13 protein-coding genes are annotated in these 18,109 nt (G+C 45.6%); 9 read left to right on the top strand and 4 right to left on the bottom strand.

Translation table 11 applies throughout. The features are described from left to right. The first annotated feature begins 91 nt into the window (after positions 1–91). Complete coding sequence (locus tag OQY15_RS00950) at positions 92–445, top strand: response regulator (protein WP_265786629.1); 354 nt, start codon at positions 92–94, stop codon at positions 443–445. A gap of 6 nt (positions 446–451) precedes the next feature. Here the strand turns inward: OQY15_RS00950 and OQY15_RS00945 are convergent, their stop codons facing one another. The 3 genes from OQY15_RS00945 to OQY15_RS00935 form a co-directional block, all read right to left on the bottom strand. Then, complete coding sequence (locus tag OQY15_RS00945; protein ID WP_265786624.1) at positions 452–808, bottom strand: response regulator; 357 nt, start codon at positions 806–808, stop codon at positions 452–454. Between the two features lie 8 nt (positions 809–816). After that, on the bottom strand, positions 817–2,727 hold the full coding sequence (locus OQY15_RS00940; protein WP_265786622.1) for an ATP-binding protein: 1,911 nt from the start codon (positions 2,725–2,727) through the stop codon (positions 817–819). Positions 2,728–2,799: 72 nt separating this feature from the next. Continuing rightward, a complete protein-coding gene (locus OQY15_RS00935; RefSeq protein WP_265786620.1) occupies positions 2,800–4,041 on the bottom strand; it encodes a cystathionine gamma-synthase family protein in 1,242 nt (413 codons plus the stop codon). A 146-nt stretch (positions 4,042–4,187) separates the two neighbouring features. On the opposite strand from OQY15_RS00935, the gene OQY15_RS00930 reads away from it, so the two are divergent. Beyond that, positions 4,188–6,140 carry a M1 family metallopeptidase gene (locus tag OQY15_RS00930; RefSeq protein ID WP_265786618.1) on the top strand — a complete coding sequence of 651 codons (1,953 nt, stop codon included), beginning with the start codon at positions 4,188–4,190 and terminating at the stop codon, positions 6,138–6,140. Between the two features lie 42 nt (positions 6,141–6,182). Here the strand turns inward: OQY15_RS00930 and OQY15_RS00925 are convergent, their stop codons facing one another. Then, positions 6,183–7,292 (bottom strand): Gfo/Idh/MocA family oxidoreductase, encoded by a 1,110-nt coding sequence (locus OQY15_RS00925; protein WP_265786616.1) that lies wholly within the window; start codon positions 7,290–7,292, stop codon positions 6,183–6,185. A 232-nt stretch (positions 7,293–7,524) separates the two neighbouring features. On the opposite strand from OQY15_RS00925, the gene OQY15_RS00920 reads away from it, so the two are divergent. The 7 genes from OQY15_RS00920 (at position 7,525) to OQY15_RS00890 (ending at position 18,051) form a co-directional block, all read left to right on the top strand. Continuing rightward, positions 7,525–8,091 carry a sigma-70 family RNA polymerase sigma factor gene (locus tag OQY15_RS00920; protein WP_265786614.1) on the top strand — a complete coding sequence of 189 codons (567 nt, stop codon included), beginning with the start codon at positions 7,525–7,527 and terminating at the stop codon, positions 8,089–8,091. A gap of 123 nt (positions 8,092–8,214) precedes the next feature. Next, positions 8,215–9,273, top strand: a complete 1,059-nt coding sequence (locus OQY15_RS00915) for a FecR domain-containing protein (protein ID WP_265786612.1) — start codon at positions 8,215–8,217, stop codon at positions 9,271–9,273. Between the two features lie 165 nt (positions 9,274–9,438). Next, positions 9,439–12,885 carry a TonB-dependent receptor gene (locus tag OQY15_RS00910; protein WP_265786611.1) on the top strand — a complete coding sequence of 1,149 codons (3,447 nt, stop codon included), beginning with the start codon at positions 9,439–9,441 and terminating at the stop codon, positions 12,883–12,885. 11 nt (positions 12,886–12,896) lie between these two features. Then, a complete protein-coding gene (locus tag OQY15_RS00905; RefSeq protein ID WP_265786609.1) occupies positions 12,897–14,765 on the top strand; it encodes a RagB/SusD family nutrient uptake outer membrane protein in 1,869 nt (622 codons plus the stop codon). Positions 14,766–14,792: 27 nt separating this feature from the next. Further along, positions 14,793–15,746 carry an SUMF1/EgtB/PvdO family nonheme iron enzyme gene (locus OQY15_RS00900; RefSeq protein ID WP_265786607.1) on the top strand — a complete coding sequence of 318 codons (954 nt, stop codon included), beginning with the start codon at positions 14,793–14,795 and terminating at the stop codon, positions 15,744–15,746. 18 nt (positions 15,747–15,764) lie between these two features. After that, positions 15,765–17,084: a Gfo/Idh/MocA family oxidoreductase gene (locus OQY15_RS00895; RefSeq protein ID WP_265786605.1), complete on the top strand. Its 1,320-nt coding sequence runs from the start codon at positions 15,765–15,767 to the stop codon at positions 17,082–17,084. 31 nt (positions 17,085–17,115) lie between these two features. Continuing rightward, a complete protein-coding gene (locus OQY15_RS00890) occupies positions 17,116–18,051 on the top strand; it encodes a TIM barrel protein (protein ID WP_265786603.1) in 936 nt (311 codons plus the stop codon). Positions 18,052–18,109: the final 58 nt, after the last annotated feature.

Raw genomic sequence — 18,109 nt, 5'->3', positions numbered from 1 at the left:
TATTCTAAATGTTTTATATTGGTTTAATGTGTTATTTATATTTAACTTTAGCGTCTGTTGTTCAAACACCAGATAAATAATTTTCTAAAATATGAGCTTAAAACTTTTAGTTGTTGAGGATGATGAAGGGATCAGAGAGATGCTAAATGTAGTTTTGCAATATGAAGGTTATGAAGTGATCATAGCACAGGATGGCTCAATCCTAAAAGATCTGGAAACGATTCAGCCTGACCTGATATTCCTTGATGAATGGCTTAGTCATGAAAAGGGGAGCGACCTCTGTAAAATGCTGAAAGCCGATCCCCGTACCTCTACAATTCCTGTTATTCTATTATCTGCGTTGATGTCTGTAGAGCAATTCTCTATTGAGGCAGGTGCAGACGGCTTTATCAGAAAGCCTTTTGATATTGAAGAGTTGAATGAAGTGATTAACAGGTACGCCTGATCAGTCTTATTTAGCGGTTAACTTCGCAACTTTCTCCAGCAGGTCATCCATATCAAATGGCTTTGCCAGAAAATCATCAGCTCCACTTTCCAGTGCCGATTCCATAATCTCACGGCCGGCAGAAATCATCAGCACCGGAATATCCAATGTCTCCGGATCTGCCTTTAAACTGCGGCAGACATCTCTTCCATCGATGCCAGACATCCATATATCCAGCAATACCAGATCCGGTCTTACCTGTATGTCCTGACGGACAGTTGCACCATTTAATGTGTGGCGTACTTCGTAACCTGCCATTTCAAGCATCATTGAAGTTGCATCTACGATTGCTTCATCATCATCTGCGATGAATATTTTTTTCATTTCCATGTTTATTGTTGATTGAGCAGGGGCAGACTAAAGCAGAAGGTAGAGCCTTTTCCTTCAGCGGAGTCAACCCAGATCTTTCCGTTTAAATGTTTAATAATTTCTGCTGATATATAGAGACCAAGGCCTAAACCCGGGAAAGTATGTTCCCTGGAACCACTTACACGGTAGAATTGTTCAAATACCCTGGGCTGCTGGTCTGCCCTGATTCCGATTCCGAAATCCTGTACACTGAGTTGCAACTGATGCTCATTACCGGAGGTAGACAGAATGATATGGTCGCTGTCAGGAGAATATTTAATGGCATTGGTGAGCAGGTTGATGATCACCTGACAGATCCGTTCCTTATCGCCCGTAATTTCGCGGTCGAAGTCCAGTTGTTTATGGATAGCATGATTGAGCGCAGTACGCTGTACTTCTTCGATCACTTCCTCAACCATCTGGTTAAAGCTGAACTTTGTCAATGTGAGCTGAAGGCGTCCTGTATTGATTTTGGTGACCTCCAGCAGGTCGCCAATCAGATTGCTCAGTCTGTTTACCTGATTGTCCATCTTTGCCAGCAGTTCAGCATTCTTTGTGTCACCAGCCCGTCTGAACATCATTTCCATCACCTGAGCATAAGCTTTGATGCTCGTTACCGGTGTCTTTAGTTCATGACTGGCGACGCCCAGAAAGTTATCTTTTTGCTTTTCCAGTTCTTTCTGTTCGGTAATGTCAATGTTTGAACCATACCATTTGATAATATGCTGATTGTCGTCCTTGAGTGCAATGGCACGTACCATCCACCAGCGGTATTCTCCAAATTTATCGAGCAGGCGAAATTCAATCTGGTAGGGGATCCCTGTTTTGAGGCATTCACGCCAGGCGGCCCAGGCGCGCTTTTCATCTTCAGGATGTATGGTATCTGCCCATCCGTTGCCCAGGGCCCTCTTCACTGGTAATGGACTTTTCTCGTACCAGCGTTGATTGATGTAGTCAAGTTGTCCCTGAGGGTCGCTGGTCCACACCACTACAGGTACAGAGTTGGCCAGAAATTCCAGTTCGCGGATGGCGATCTGAAGCTGCGTATTTTTATAATCCAGAGCCTTACCGGCTTTTACTTCAGGCCGGAGGTCGCGCGCAATGCCTGCTATTGCAATGGGCCTGTCTGTAATATCCTCGCGGATGATGAAGAATTGTTTATGAATAGGAATGACTTCTCCTGTTTGCTGATGCGTGAGTTCCAATTTACCTGACCATTTCCCTGTGCGCAGCAGTTGTGGCATGATAATATCCCTGATTGTCTGTACGGAGGTAGCAGAATGATATTGAAATAAATTACTTGACTTCATCCGCTTTTTATCCATGCCAATGAGCTTTAGTCCGGCAGCATTCAGATAAATAGTATTGCCCTCCAGATCACAGTAATTACAGAAATCCTCGCTGATATCAACCATCCTGCCCAGGCGTTGTAATTCAGTTTTAATTTTCATTTCTTCTGTGCGGGCGGAAGACAAATCGGCTTCTGCATCGGCAATTTTCTGACGGGCCAGAACCAGTTCAGTAGTATCAGTCAGGGTTTGTATCATACCTGTCTGGTTACCTGCAGCATCCTTCAGGATATTGATCGTGTGACTGAAGTGGAGCCCCTCAGGAGAACCGGCAATCATAAAGGCGACTGTCTCGTTTTCCTGGTGATAATTGATACCGGAATGAGAGACCTGTTCCAGTTTGGCGGTAAGATTTTGTAAAGATGCAGCCGGAAAGGCTTCCCTTACTGGCAAACCAATAAGGGAAGCGTCTTTGTCCCATAGTTTAAGCATGCCTTGGTTGGCAGCTACAATGGTGATATCTTTTCCTATATAAACTGCGGTAGGTATAGGCGATGCCTCTACCAGCGACTTAAAAAGTTCCTGCTCCGAATTAAAGCTTGTCATAGATATCTTATGGAGCCACTAAGATATAATTTTTGTCAAGGTTTAGAAAATTTCTGGCTTAACATGTTTTTTTTATACTGTCTCTAGTGCCTGTTTAAAATCTTGCAGTATATCCTGCTGATCTTCAATGCCAACCGACAACCTTACCATTGAGTCCGGGATACCCATTTCTGAACGTCTTTCTGCCCCAAGCTCAAAAAATATAGTATGAGCAACAGGAATAGCCAGCGTTCTGGTATCTCCAAGGTTGCTGGATTTAATGACCAGTTTCAATTTATTCAGAAAGGCAAAACAATCAACATCGTCATTCAGTGCGAAACTCATCAGTCCACCATATCCTTTAAACAAACTGGTAGCCAGTTCATGTTGCGGATGACTTTTCAATCCGGGATAGTAAACCTTGCTTACCAGCGGATGTGCTTCCAGGTATTCTGCAAGCGCCAAAGCATTGGAGCTGGCTCTGTCGAGTCTGAGGGCGATAGTTTCTGAACCTACAGAAATCGTATGTGCAGCCTCGGGAGCTATAGTTCCTCCTCCGTCGCGCAATCCTCTCTTTCTGATCTGTGTGATGCCCAGCATTTCCGGACGAATCTGCTGACGCAGTACTTCGGCAATATTCGGGAAGTTCACCCAGTTGTATAAACCTGTATCTGTAACACTACCACCCAGTGCATCGGCATGACCACCAATATATTTGGTGAGGGAGTTGATCACCAGACTTGCTTTTACCGTCACAGGACGGAATATATATGGTGACGTCATGGTATTATCTACCATGTATATAATTTCTTTTTCTTCACAGAAGTCGCCAATAGGCCCCAAAGCTGCCACTTGCGTAGCCGGATTGGCAATAGTCTCTAAAAATACCATCCTGGTATTTTCCTGGTATGCATTCTTTACTTCTTCAACTGAGGTAGCATCCACAAAAGTAATGGACAGGCCCATATCCATATAGGTCTGCATTACGCTGCGTGTATTGCCAAAAAGATATGAACTGGCAATGATGTGGTCTCCTGCTTTGAGCAGGGCAAGAATCGTAGCGGAAATTGCCGCCATCCCCGTAGAGAACGCTACAGTAGCCATTCCATCTTCCATTTGTGTAACTTTATGCTCCAGGGCAGTTACTGTCGGATTTCCCTGGCGGGAGTAGGCATAACCTTTCGCTTTATTCTGGAATACATTCACTAATCCCTGAACATCTTCAAATCCCCAAGTTACAGCAGTGTGTATTGGCTGGTGCAAAGCACCGAACTCTGGTTTTAACAGGCGGTCTGAGTGTAGTATCGTGGTCGTAAATCCTTTTTTATGGTTCATTTCGTTTTATTTTAACATTACGCGCAAACTTGCAGCTTTTATTTCGAATATAAAATGGTAAATCTAGCATTTTTTGTCTTTTCATTTGAAAATTCATCAGTACTTTCGCTTTCCGAACTCAAATTATGAAGCCAAACCTTTTTCTAATGACGCTGTGTAGCGCCATGCTTTCTACAGCTTACGCACAAGTGAAACCTGCAGCAGGAAATTACCAGCCTGCAGGCACTTTTTCTCCGAACTTTTATACCCACAGGGGTGACGAATACAGAACTGCTGAAGGCAGACCCGGACCTAAGTACTGGCAGAACCATGCCGATTACCAGATCAGCGCCACAATTGATACTCTTGCGAACACCCTCACAGCTACTGAGAACATCACCTATACCAACAATAGTCCGAATGTGCTGAGCTCCCTCTGGTTACAGATCGATCAGCAGATCTATAAAAAAGATGCCCGTTCCAAATTTACAGGCGCTGGTTACAGCTTTGAAGAAAGTACGGAAGGCAATCAGTTTAAATCTGTACAGCTGGTGATCAACGGAAAAAAACAGGCGGCAGATTACATCATCACTGATACCAGAATGCAGATCCGCTTGCCTGAAGCACTGGCAGCGGGAGGCGCGAAGATCAATGTACTGATTGAATACGCCTATACCGTCCCCGGCGCTTTTGGAAACCGTACAGATTTTGCCTCTACAAAAAACGGGAAGATCTTTGAAATTGCACAATGGTACCCAAGGATGTGCGTGTATGATGATTCACGTGGCTGGGACACGCTTCCATTTTTAGGCAGCGGCGAATTCTATCTTGAATATGGTGATTTTGATTATAAGATCACCGTTCCATGGGATATGATTGTCGCTGGTTCCGGCGAACTGCAGAATCCTAAGGAAGTACTTACAGCCCAGCAGAACAAGCGGATGGAAGCCGCAAAAAACAGTGACAAGACCATCATGATCAGGACGGCTGAAGAATTGAAGGATCCGGCATCCAGACCTGTTCAGAAAGGAAATCTCACCTGGCATTTCATCATGAAGAACACCCGTGATGTAGCTTTTGGGGCATCTAAAGCCTTTATCTGGGATGCAGCAAGAATAAACCTTCCGGATGGCAAAAAATCCCTGGCAATGTCAGTTTACCCCATAGAAAGTGCGGGCAATGACAGATGGGGCCGCTCTACAGAATACCTGAAAGGATCTATCGAGCACTTTTCTGAAAAGTGGTATCCTTACCCATATCCGGTAGCAGTAAATGAGGCCGGAGTAGCAGGAGGGATGGAGTACCCGGGAATACTTTTCGACGGGATCAATGATAAAGGAAAAGAACTCTTCTGGGTGACGGCACATGAGATTGGACATAACTGGTTTCCGATGATTGTTGGATCCGATGAACGCCGCTATCCATGGATGGATGAAGGCTTTAATACTTTTATAGATGTATATGCCTCTGACGCCTTTAACAAGGGAGAATATGCACCAAAACGAGACAGTGAGTATGCAGAAAACCAGGGAAATCCTGCCGATGAGGTGATTCCCTTTATTACAGACCCCGAGGCACCCGTGATCATGACTGCTGCAGATGCTATACCTGAAAAGTACAGACATGCTTATGCCTATTTTAAACCTGCATTTGGTATGATCCTGTTAAGAGAGCAGATTCTGGGGCCTGAGAGGTTTGACTATGCTTTTAAACAATATATTGCCGACTGGGCATACAAGCATCCCACACCTTACGATTTTTTCCATGCCATGGAGAACGGTGCCGGCGAGGATTTATCCTGGTTCTGGAAAGGTTGGTTTTACAACAACTGGAAGCTGGATCAGTCGGTACTTGGTGTAACGTACAGTGCCAAGAACGACAAGAAATATGTACATGTAAAACTGGCCAACCTGGAAAAGATGGTGATGCCGGTAAAGCTGGTGGTTACGTATACTGACGGATCTGTATACCAACAGGTGCTGCCTGTAGAAACCTGGCTGATCAATAAAACATATGAGCTGAAAATTGCCAGCACTAAAAAAGTGAGATCTGTTGAACTGGATCCCGAGCATAAACTGCCGGACGTAAACCGTAAAAATAACGTCCTTAAGCTCAATTAGTTGAAATGCCTTCTGCCTATCCAAATGGCAGAAGGCATTTTTTTAGATCTGTATAGCCTCTTTTTTCCCGGAAGCGATGCTTCTGTAGATCGCATCAATAATCTTCATATCTTTCAACCCTTCTTCTCCCGGCACGCGCGTCGCTTTTTTGTCGAGTATACACCGTGCAAAATCATCCATCTGCGCTGCCTGCTGGTTGATGTTAGGGATTTTCATCAGTCCCTCAGAAGTTTTCCCATTGATACCGCCATACCCATAGGATGGCGATAGTTCAAACTGCCCCTTTTCGGCTTCCACCTGGAGTGTACTCCAGTTATTACTGTAACTCGATTTTCCTGTACTGACCAGGCCTCCCGGAAACTCCAGCTCCCATTGGATCGTATCATCCACCTCAGCAAAAAGTTCGGGATTTGATTTTTGATTTTCTTTTGCGGTTACGAATAAGGGTTCCAGTCCCGTTGTGTATCTTGAAGCCTGAATTGCATAAATTCCCATATCCATTAACGCACCGCCACCTGAGAGCGCTTTCTTTAAGCGCCATGTGGGTTTATTATTTCCCCAGGTAAAACCATTGGTGGCATCGAGGCTTTTCAGCTTTCCATAAATCTGCTTTTGGCCGAGGCGCATGACCTCGATGTGATGCGGTTCAAAATGCAGTCGGTAGCCAATAGAGAGCATACGGTTTGCCTGTTTGCAGGCGGCGATCATTTCCCGGCATTCGGCGGCATTGAGTGCCATGGGTTTTTCACAGATCACATGTTTACCTGCTTTGGCAGCACGAATGGTAAATTCCTTATGCATGGAAACAGGCAGTACAATGTAGACAATATCTATATCCGAGTTATGGATGATCTGGTCAAAGTTTTCATAGTTATAGATATTTTTTTGAGGTATTTTGTATTGTGCCGACCAGCTGCTGGCTTTTGCAGGTGTACCCGTAACAATGCCTGCGAGGTAACAGTTTTTGGTAGATTGTAAAGCTGGAGCAAGTTGTCCGGAGCTATAACCTCCAAGTCCGACAAGCGCAATGCCCAGTTTGCGGTCGGCCGCAAAAGCAAATGTGTCAATTGCCGGAGCAAGAGTTATCGCACCAAGGCCATAAGAAAATGTGCGGAGAAAGGCTCTTCTGTTATAAGGATTGCTATTTTTCATATAAATGAATTTGCGTTAAAGGGAGATGTATTTGGTCTGAGATGTAACAAACTGAATTTCAGATTGGTTTCAGATAATATGAAATAATGATTAGCTGATAACATAATGATCCGGGTTTAATCCTATTCGTATTAACTAAAAGAGCTGTGGATAATATGTTGATTATTTATTTGATTAGAAATTAGGTTGTCGTAGTTAAATTGTTAAATTTGATTATACCAAATATTTACCGATGTCTACACCTCTGCCAGACCTGGCTAAATTGATCAGCCATATCACTTTGTACAGTAGCGAGAATGCCTACAGACAACTGTTCGGGATATTATATCCTTCACTTTACAGGTTTTGCTATTGTTTACTGAAGTCAAGAGAACTGGCAGAAGAGACGGCAAATGATGTGATGATCACCCTCTGGCGAAACCGCGGCAAACTGACGGAGATACAAAATATCAGGGTGTATACTTTTGTCATTGCCAAAAACTTATCACTAAATCTTTTGAATAAAGGCTCCAGACAGCAATTGCTGTCGCTGGACGATGTGAAGCTGGACATCGTTCTGGACACGCTGAATCCGGAACAATTACTGATCAATGGAGAACTCAGGCAGAAACTGGAGAACGCCACCCAGTCGCTGCCCAACCGCTGTAAACTGGTGTTTAAACTGATTAAGGAAGATGGGCTCAGTTACAGGGAAACGGCGGAGATCCTGAACATATCTGTGAAAACCGTAGATGCCCATCTGGTGATCGCCGTAAAAAAACTGACATCAATTCTCAAAAAAGAGTTTAAGCTGATGTGAACCTCCTCAGGTTTTTGATAAACCTTTCTGTTTAAAGTGTTTTTTTTAAAATAGTTCTAGGGAATTTTCCGGAACATCTTGTCCTATACATAAAACCAATATAAACTTTTATTGCTGCATGTAATGGACACCAATAGAATCATAGAATTATTAGCCCGTAAAATGGCTGGTGAAGCTACGCCCGAGGAACTGGAGCAGTTGCAAGAACTGATTTCAAAGTATCCGGATGGGGTTTACTATGAGGAAATCCTGAAGGAGATCTGGGAGACGGCAGGGGGCAGTTCGGAGGATCTACCCAATGTGGATCAGGCCTGGTTATTACACCAGCTCAAGTATCAGCATGATTTCGACCGGGAAGAGGAAGAGCCTTTTACAGGTTCTAAACGGCGAAGTATCAATTCCATTACTCTTGTTGCAGGTCTTGTGGTGATCATTCTGCTCAGCTTTGCCTGGTGGAATATCAGCAGGAAGGAAGATACCCTTATTCAGATTGCTGCCGGCAAGGGGATACGCAAACAGTTTATGCTGCCTGACAGCACTTTGGTCTGGCTGAATGCCGGGAGCCAGCTCTCTTACAAATCCAATTTCAACCATCACCGCAACCGCAAGGTATATTTGTCAGGCGAAGCTTTTTTCGATGTAAAACACCGTGAGGGCAAGCCCTTTATTGTGCGTACAGAGAAGATCTCTGTGAAAGTGCTCGGAACCGCTTTTAATGTGCAGGCTTATCCCGAAGAGCGGACATCTAAAACTACACTGCTGCGTGGCTCGATCGAAATGTATGTGAACGGGAATGCAGATCAGAAGGTGATTTTAAGTCCTTCAGAGAAATTTGAATTTTCTGAAGATCCCCAGCACCATAGTAAAGGCTTAAGAAGAGCAAAAAAAAACCTGATACTGATCAACCATGTCAGGCCGGTAACCATCGGCCATGCCGAATACATTGAAGAAACATCCTGGAAAGATAACAGGCTGGTATTTAAAAATGAGTCCTTTCATGAGTTGAAACCCAGGATGGAACGCTGGTTTAACATCAAAATTAATATGGAATCCGCTGTCACCAGTTCCTACAGATTTACTGGTGTGTTTACCAAAGAAAATATTACTGAAGCCTTAACGGCGATGCAGTTGATTAAACCATTCACCTTTAAACTTACCGCCCATGACTTGACCATTTACTAAAAAAGGGGAGAATGCGACCAACATTCTTCCCCTTTCAACCTTCAAAAGATAGTTAAAACTATCATTATCAGATTTCTAAACTTTGAAAAGACCAAATCTATGAAAAAAAAGGGATTGTTCAATGCTAGCCTATGCATCCGATTTTCCACAAAAAAGCTATTATTGATGTTAAACTGGATCTTCGCTTTGTCGTTTGTAGGCTGTCTGCAGGTTTCTGCGGCAGGCTATTCTCAATTCAAAAAAGTAAATGTAGAGTTCCGGCAGGTTAAACTCCGTGAGGCATTGACCAGCCTCGAGAGTAAAGGGGCCTTTCGCCTGCTTTATAGTGAGGAGGACCTGCCAGATCATAAGATGATCACACTGGTTAACCGGGAGATACTGGTATCAGATGCGCTTGAATTTCTGCTTAAAGATACTGAGCTGAAATTTCAGGTACTGGAAGATGGCCTTGTAGTCATCCGCCCGAAAACTGCTATGGCTGCCGATGTAGTGGTACGCGGAACCGTTACCGATGCCAAAGGGCAGGGACTACCAGGAGTGAGTGTAAAGGTGAAAAATGCTCCAATGGCCATCAGCACCGATGCCAATGGTAAATTCAGCCTCAAAGTACCTGACAACAGCACACTCGTTTTTTCATTCATGGGCTATGTTACACAGGAGATTCCTGTGAACGGACAGACGGCTATCAATGTGAAACTCGTTGAAAACAGTCAGGCACTCTCGGAAATTGTTGTGGTGGGATATGGAACACAGAAAAAAGCTGTAGTATCCGGAGCAGTTACTGCTGTAAAAGGTACGGAACTGGCAAAAACGCCTACAGCTAACTTATCCAATTCCCTGGCGGGTCGTCTACCAGGTGTAACGGCGATGCAGAGCAGCGGAGAGCCCGGTTATGATGGATCTACCATCCGTATCCGTGGGGTGAACTCTCTGGGAAATAACAATGCACTGATCGTGATTGACGGAGTACCCAACCGTGCCGGGGGACTTGACCGGATTAATCCCAATGATGTGGAGAGCGTTTCAGTGTTAAAAGATGCATCAGCGGCAATCTATGGATCGCGGGCTGCCAATGGGGTCATACTCATCACTACGAAACAGGGGAAATCCGGCAAACCCATGTTATCCTATGAGTTTAGCTATGGGCTGCAGCAGCCAACGAGAACGCCCAAGATGTCGAGCTCTTCACAATATGCGGAGATCCTGAATGAGCTAAAAATCTTTGGGGCCGACTTACCCACTGACCAATGGAACAGCGCCTGGCAAACTTTCAAAAATACCGGTGCTTATACCCGCCCAGACAATGGTAATGTCATCAGCCCGGCCTATCGCCCTGATGAACTGCAGAAACTGCGGGATGGATCTGATCCTTTGCGCTATCCCAATACCGACTGGTTTGGTACGACCCTAAAAACCTGGTCGCCACAACAGCGGCATAATCTGCAGATAAACGGAGGTGCAGAAAATATCAAATACCTGATTTCCATGGGATACCTTGATCAGGATGGATATTATGAGAAATCTGCCACCGGTTACAAACAGTATGATCTGCGTGTAAACCTGGAGACTAACCTGAGCAAGTATGTGACTGCCAGCCTTGGGATTACTGCCCGTGAAGAGGTAAGGAACTACCCGACAGTTGCGGCAGCAGATATCTTCAGGATGCTCATGCGTGGAAAACCGACAGAACCGGAGGTTTGGCCCAATGGATTACCGGGACCGGATATTGAGTATGGATTTAACCCCTACGTGATTACTACTGACCTTACGGGATACAACAGGGACAGGAGAGACTACTTTCAGTCGACCGGTAAAATAGAGATCAGAGTGCCGGGAGTGGATGGCCTGAAGGTTACCGGAACTGCTGCTATCGATAAATTCGCAGGCAGGCAGAAAAACTGGCAAACACCCTGGACTTTATATTACTGGGATAAAAAGTCGTTCGAGGCCGATGGCGTAACACCGGTGCTTACCGGCTCTGTGCGCTCACAGCGTACTGATGCCAGCTTATCTGAGACTGCCGGTGACCAGCTGGCAGTGAACCTGATGGGAATGATCAACTACGACAAAAAGATTGGCGAGCATAACCTGGCCTTAATGGCAGGCGTAACACGGGAAACAGTGGATAATGATGCTTTTGCCGCCTCTCGCAGATATTTTCTTTCTACAGCTCTGCAGGAATTACTTGCAGGAAGTGATAAGGAGCAAACCATCACAAATCCTTCAAATGACACGTATAATCTCTACAAGAGAGCACGCTTAAGTTATTTTGGCAGAGTGGGTTATAACTACAAAGAAAAGTACCTTGCAGAATTTCTGTGGCGGGCTGACGGCTCCTATATTTTCCCGGAGGATAAACGCTTTGGATTCTTCCCGGGTGTATCTGCGGGATGGCGTATCTCTGAAGAGAGCTTCTTCAAAGACAATGTGAAGTTTGTAGATAACCTGAAGATCCGTGCATCATGGGGGCAAATGGGGGCAGAGGCCTATTTTGGAGATGCCCTGGCAGAGTATCAGTACCTGAGCACTATCGGGTTTGGCAACTATGTAACCAACAATCAGCAGACACCAACCCTGCGTGAGAGCCGGGTGCCCAATCTTGCGTTTGGATGGGAGGTTGCAAACAATGCGAACATCGGTTTAGATGCCTCTTTCCTGGGCAGCAAACTGAACCTGGAGTTTGATTATTTTGAAAACAAAAGGACAAAAATCCTCATCAGCCGCGCCAATTCTGTTCCGGGCAGCTCCGGAATAACAGATAAACTGCCGCCGGTAAACCTGGGAAAGGTGAACAATAAGGGTTTTGAGTTTAAACTGGGATACAGTGACAAAGTAGGAGAAATGACCTACAGCGTGAGTGTAAACGGTGGTTATGCCAAAAACAAGATTATTTTCTGGGATGAAACCCCGGGTGCCCCGGAATGGCAGCGCTCTACAGGTATGCCAACCGGTACCGGACTCGTATATAAGTATGCAGGGGTATTTAAGGATCAGGCAGAAATTAATGCTAATACGATTAATTACAGCGCCTTTACAGGAAAGCTTTTGCCGGGAGACATGAAGTTTGAGGATATCAACGGGGATGGACAGATCAATGGTGATGACCAGGTGAGACTGGACAGAACCAACACTCCAACGTTTACCGGTGGCTTTAACCTGAGCCTGCAGTACAAGAACTTCGACTTGTCTGCCCTGATCCAGGTTGCTACAGGTGGTGTACAAAGCGTAGGACTTACAGAATCCGGTGATATCGGGAACTTCCTCGAGTGGTCGTACCGCAACAGGTGGACCATCGACAACCCAAGTAGTGAATATCCGCGGCTCTCTAATCGTGGACAGACGTATTTTACCGATTTGAATATCGCAGGAAACAACACTTACTGGATCCGTAACAATAACTATATCCGGGTGAAGAATGTGGAACTTGGCTATACATTGCCAGTAGATATCTGTAAAAAGATAGGTCTTTCCGCCCTGAGAATCTACGCCAACGGGCTCAACCTGTTTACGTTCGATAAAATCAAGATCTGGGATCCTGAATCTACCAATTCAAGTGCCCAGTACTATCCACAGGCACGTGTGATCAATTCAGGAATTAAAGCAACTTTCTAATGTATAAAGAGATGAACAAGAAATATAACTACCTCTGCCTCATCATTGTCATACTGACTGTGCTGAGTTGTAAAAAGGATTTCCTTGCCGTTACGCCGCCCGATCAGATTGAGTCTGAACTCGTATGGAATGATCCGGCACTCGCTCAGGCTTTTGTAACAGATATTTACAATGGCTTTAGCCTGGGAGGCTTCTCAGAAGAGATGCTGTCTTCAGTTTCAGACGAATCGTTATTTACGCATCCCAACAGGGGGATCGACCTGGTGAATGCGGGTACCATTAATCCCACTACATTGGGCTGGGTAAATGATTCCTGGAGTTACAATCTCATGTATAACAGGATCCGCGCCTGCAATATCACTATTGAAAAACTTTCGGGAACAGAAAACGGGATCAGCAATGAGCAGCTCAGGGATCAGCTATTGGGCGAGGCCTATTTTCTCAGGGCTTATTATTACCAGCAGCTGGTGCGTTTTATGGGCAGCGTACCACTGATTCTAAAAAGTTATGCGCTGGATGATAACTTCTCAGTGAAACGATCAACTTATGAAGAATGTATTACCCAGATCGTGAAAGATTGCGATGAAGCTATTACCAAACTACAGGGCAAGACGCTCCCTTCAGGTCGCACCTCCTCACTGGCTGCAATGGCTCTCAAATCGCGTGTGCTGCTCTATGCAGCGAGTGATCTGCATGATGTACCGACAGCAAAATCGAAGTCGGCGGTGATTTCCGGTTTTGCCAATCCGGAATATCTGGGTTACCTGAGTGGCGACCGTACTGCACGCTGGAGAGCCGCCCTTGATGCATCCAAAGCGGTGATTGATGCCGGATTAGGCTACAAGCTGAACCTGGGTGCCCCGGCATCCGCAGCAGATGGACGTGCAAACTATAAAAGTATTGCGATGGGGGGAGGCAGCAAAGCGCCGGGAGTGGATGCCGCAGCAGCTTCAGAATTGATTCTGGGCAGGTACTTTATTGACCTCAGCGATATGCGTTATGGACGAGCGAACGGGCCTAATGGCTATCACAACTGGGCAGGAAATACGCCGATCGGCCTGCTGGTGGACGACTATGAAATGACTGATGGTTCAGCTTTTAGCTGGACTAATGCAGCACAAAAGGCTGCACCGTATCAGAACCGTGATCCCCGTTTTTACGCGACGATTCTATATGATGGTGCAGGCTGGAAACCGCGTGATAAGGTGTCTGGCAATGTGGATCCGGCCAATCAAATACAAACCGGTGCTTACGACCTGCAGGAAGGCAGCAACGTGATTACTGTTCAGGGGCTGGATACCCGTGGAAGCTCCATTGAAAACTGGAACGGTAGCTGGACAGGTTATTACACGCAGAAATTTATTGATCCGGACCCGAATATTGCTGATGCCAATCAGCCTCAGTTTGTGCCATGGCCATTTTTCAGATATACCGAAGCAGTGCTGAACTACGTGGAGGCGAGTATAGAGCTCAACCAGCTTTCTAATGCCATACTCTGGCTCAACCGTATCCGTTTCAGAGCCGGAATGCCTGCTGTGACTGCCGCTTCTCAGTCGGCCCTAAGGGATGTGTATCGTCATGAAAGACGCATAGAGATGGCCTATGAAGAACAACGTTATCATGACACGCGCCGCTGGATGATTGCACCCGAAACGCTGGGCAGAAAGACTACCTATATCAAAATCACGGGTAAATTTAAACCCGGAAAAACTATGTCGGCACCGTATAAATATGATCCGACGGTATATGATTATACCTATACACCAACTACAGAAACGGCACAGGAAAACCGCAGGTGGGATGATAAGGTTTATTTCCGTCCTTTCAGCCGTGATGAGATCAACAGAAATAAAGAGCTGAAGCAAAATCCCGGATATTAACCGTAACTTTTAGGCATAAATATGAAGATGAAAGAAATATTAACGTTCGCATTGCTGATAAACTCCTTTTTCTGTACTGGACAGCAGAAATTGGAGTCTTATCGGCAGGAAATCAAAGGCACTTCCCTGAGTTTTACGATGCAGGCTGTTCCTGCAGGCGAATTCCAGATGGGCAGTACCAAAGGAAAAGCTGATGAAAAGCCGGTACATCCGGTAAAGCTTGATGCTTTCTGGATGGCGACGTTTGAACTGACATGGGATTTGTATGAGCCTTTTCTGTACAAAGATTTTGAGCTGAGCCATAGTACAGAAAAGATTCCGGCAGAGGTTGATGCAGTAACAAGACCTACAAAACCCTATCTGGATATGACCTTTGGCATGGGCAAAGAAAACCATCCCGCACTGGCGATGACGCATTACAATGCCATTCAGTATTGCAAGTGGTTATATGCCAGAACAGGAGTATTTTATCGTCTTCCAACTGAAGCGGAATGGGAGTATGCCTGCCGTGCCGGATCTACAGATGAATTTGCTTTTGGTGATGCCGCAAAACTGGGCGATTATGCCTGGTATAAGGCAAACAGTGAAGGCAAAACTCATGAAACAGGAAAAAAGAAACCTAACCAATGGGGAATTTTTGATTTGTATGGAAATGTTGCCGAATGGACGTATGATCAATACTCGGCTGAATTTTACGCGCAGTCGAAGGCTGCTGTCCTCAATCCTGTAGCTCCTTCAGAGAAACTATATGCTCATGTGATCCGCGGTGGCAGTTACGATGACGAAGCGAAAGATCTCCGTTCTGCAGCACGTCTGGCATCAGACCCTGCCTGGAAACAGCTGGATCCGCAAATCCCGAAAAGCAACTGGTGGTTCCCTGAAGCACCGTTCATCGGAATGCGTCTGGTAAGGCCGGCAAAGACGCCTGCGAAAGCGGAAATAGATGTCTACTATGACCAGCCGGTCATCCCAGATTATTAACCTTATAAACTCAATGATATGAATACTGAAAATCTTAACGACAAGCGACGTGAATTTATCAAGACCTCTGCCTTACTTGCAGGGGGGATGCTTTTAAACCAATTTGCTTTTGCCGGAGGACATTCCTCTGCCGACGATACGATCAGAATAGCTTTGATTGGCTGTGGTGACCGTGGTACCGGGGCGGCTTTTCAGGCGCTGAGCACTACTGCAAATGTGAAACTTGTGGCCATGGCCGATGCTTTTCAAGACCGTCTTGACGGCAGTTACAAAGCGCTTTCGGAAAAATTTAAAAATAAGGTAGATGTACCAAAAGACCGCCAGTTCACAGGTTTTGACGCTTATCAGAAAGCGATTGCGCTGGCAGATGTGGTACTGCTGACTACACCTCCGGGTTTCAGGCCGATGCATTTTGAGGAAGCTGTGAAACAGGGTAAGCATATTTTTATGGAGAAACCTGTAGCAGTGGATGCGCCAGGGATCAGGAGGGTGCTTGCTGCCGCAGAAATTGCAAAGCAGAAAAAGCTGAATGTGGTGGTGGGACTGCAGCGCCGTTACCAGACAAATTACAGGGAGGCCTTAAAACGTATTGAAGACGGAGCGATCGGGGAAGTCTTTGCCGGACAGGTCTACTGGAACAGTGGTGGTGTATGGGTAAAGAAACGCCAGGCGAGTCAGACGGAAATGGAATACCAGATGCGCAACTGGTACTATTTTAACTGGCTTTGTGGTGACCATATAGTAGAACAGCATGTTCATAACATAGATATTGCCAACTGGGTAAAAGGCTCATACCCTGTATCTGTGCAGGGAACCGGCAGCAGGGCTTGGAGAACTGGAAAAGATTATGGTGAGATCTATGATAACCATTCGGTAGAATTAACTTATGCTGATGGATCTGTGATACACAGCCAGTGCAGGCATTTTGAAGGCACCGCCAACAGGGTGGATGAGAGCTTCCAGGGAACAAAAGGTAAAGTGTTCTTATCGGGTGGCAACCAGGGTGTTTTGTGGGACCATGCAGGTAAGGAACTGTACCGTCATCCTTCCAAAGGAAATGCGAACCCTTACCAGACGGAGCATGATGAACTGTTTGCGGCAATCAGCAAAGGACAGTATAAGTTCTGGGATGCGGAACGCGCTGCCAAGAGTTGTTTTACCGCGATAATTGGCCGCTATGCGACTTATTCCGGACAGACAATTAAGTGGGATGAGGCATTGAAGGCCGACAACAGTCTGATGCCGGATCAGTTGAGCTGGACGGCGCAGCCAAAGTTGTTACCGGATGAAAATGGTTTGTATCCCGTTCCGATGCCAGGGAAAACTAAGGTAATTTAATGTAAATTAGCCTGCACCAGATATTAACAATATGAACAGAACAGACTTTATAAAAAATAGTTTACTGGCTACAGGGACGCTGCTTGCCGGCTCATCGTTAAATGTTATGGCTTCCAATGCCGGCATTAACAGGGAGCCGGCATCTGCACCGGGAAAGACCTTTAACCTCGATTATGCCCCGCATGAAGGGATGTTTGCCAGCCATGCCGGTAAAAGCTTCACAGACCAGATCCAGTTTATGTATGATCAGGGTTTCCGCTCTATAGAGGACAATGGATTTCTGGCAAGACCTCTGGATGAGCAGAACAGGATTGGCAAGCTGCTGGAAAAACTGGCTATGAGAATGGGGGTGTTTGTGGTGGATGGAGGCGACAACTGGAAGACTTCTCTCACAACGGGAAAAAAGGAGTTTAAGGATCATTTTGTAGACACTTGTAAACGTTCGGTTGAAGCGGCAAAACGCTGTAATGCCAAATGGCTGACGGTAGTGCCTGGATTTTATGAACGGAAGCTGCCTTATGGAGTGCAGATGGCTAATGTGATGGATGCGATGCGTGCCGGGGCGGAGGTTTTTGAACCTCATGGACTGATAATGGTACTGGAAACGCTAAGTGATACACCTGACCTATTTCTTCAGCATACACATGAAACCTATAGCCTCTGTAAGGCAGTGAACAGTCCATCCTGCAAGATCCTCTACGACATTTATCATATGCAGCGGACAGAAGGTGACCTGCTGGTGAATATCGACAGATGCTGGGAAGAGATTGCCTATATACAGATTGGGGATAACCCCGGCAGAAAGGAACCTACAACGGGCGAAATTAATTACAGAAATATTTTTAAACACCTGCATCAAAAAGGCTATAAAGGGGTAATGGGAATGGAACATGGCAACTCCCTGAAAGGTAAGGAAGGCGAACTCAGGGTAATCAAAGCATACCGTGAAACTGATGATTTTTTATAGTGGTAATAGGTTTTAGCTGAATAATTTTATAAAAATCTAATTTTAGATTCTATATTAG

Source organism: Pedobacter sp. MC2016-15, from assembly GCF_026239695.1.
GTDB lineage: Bacteria > Bacteroidota > Bacteroidia > Sphingobacteriales > Sphingobacteriaceae > Pedobacter.
This window is presented reverse-complemented; position numbering and strand designations above follow the sequence as displayed.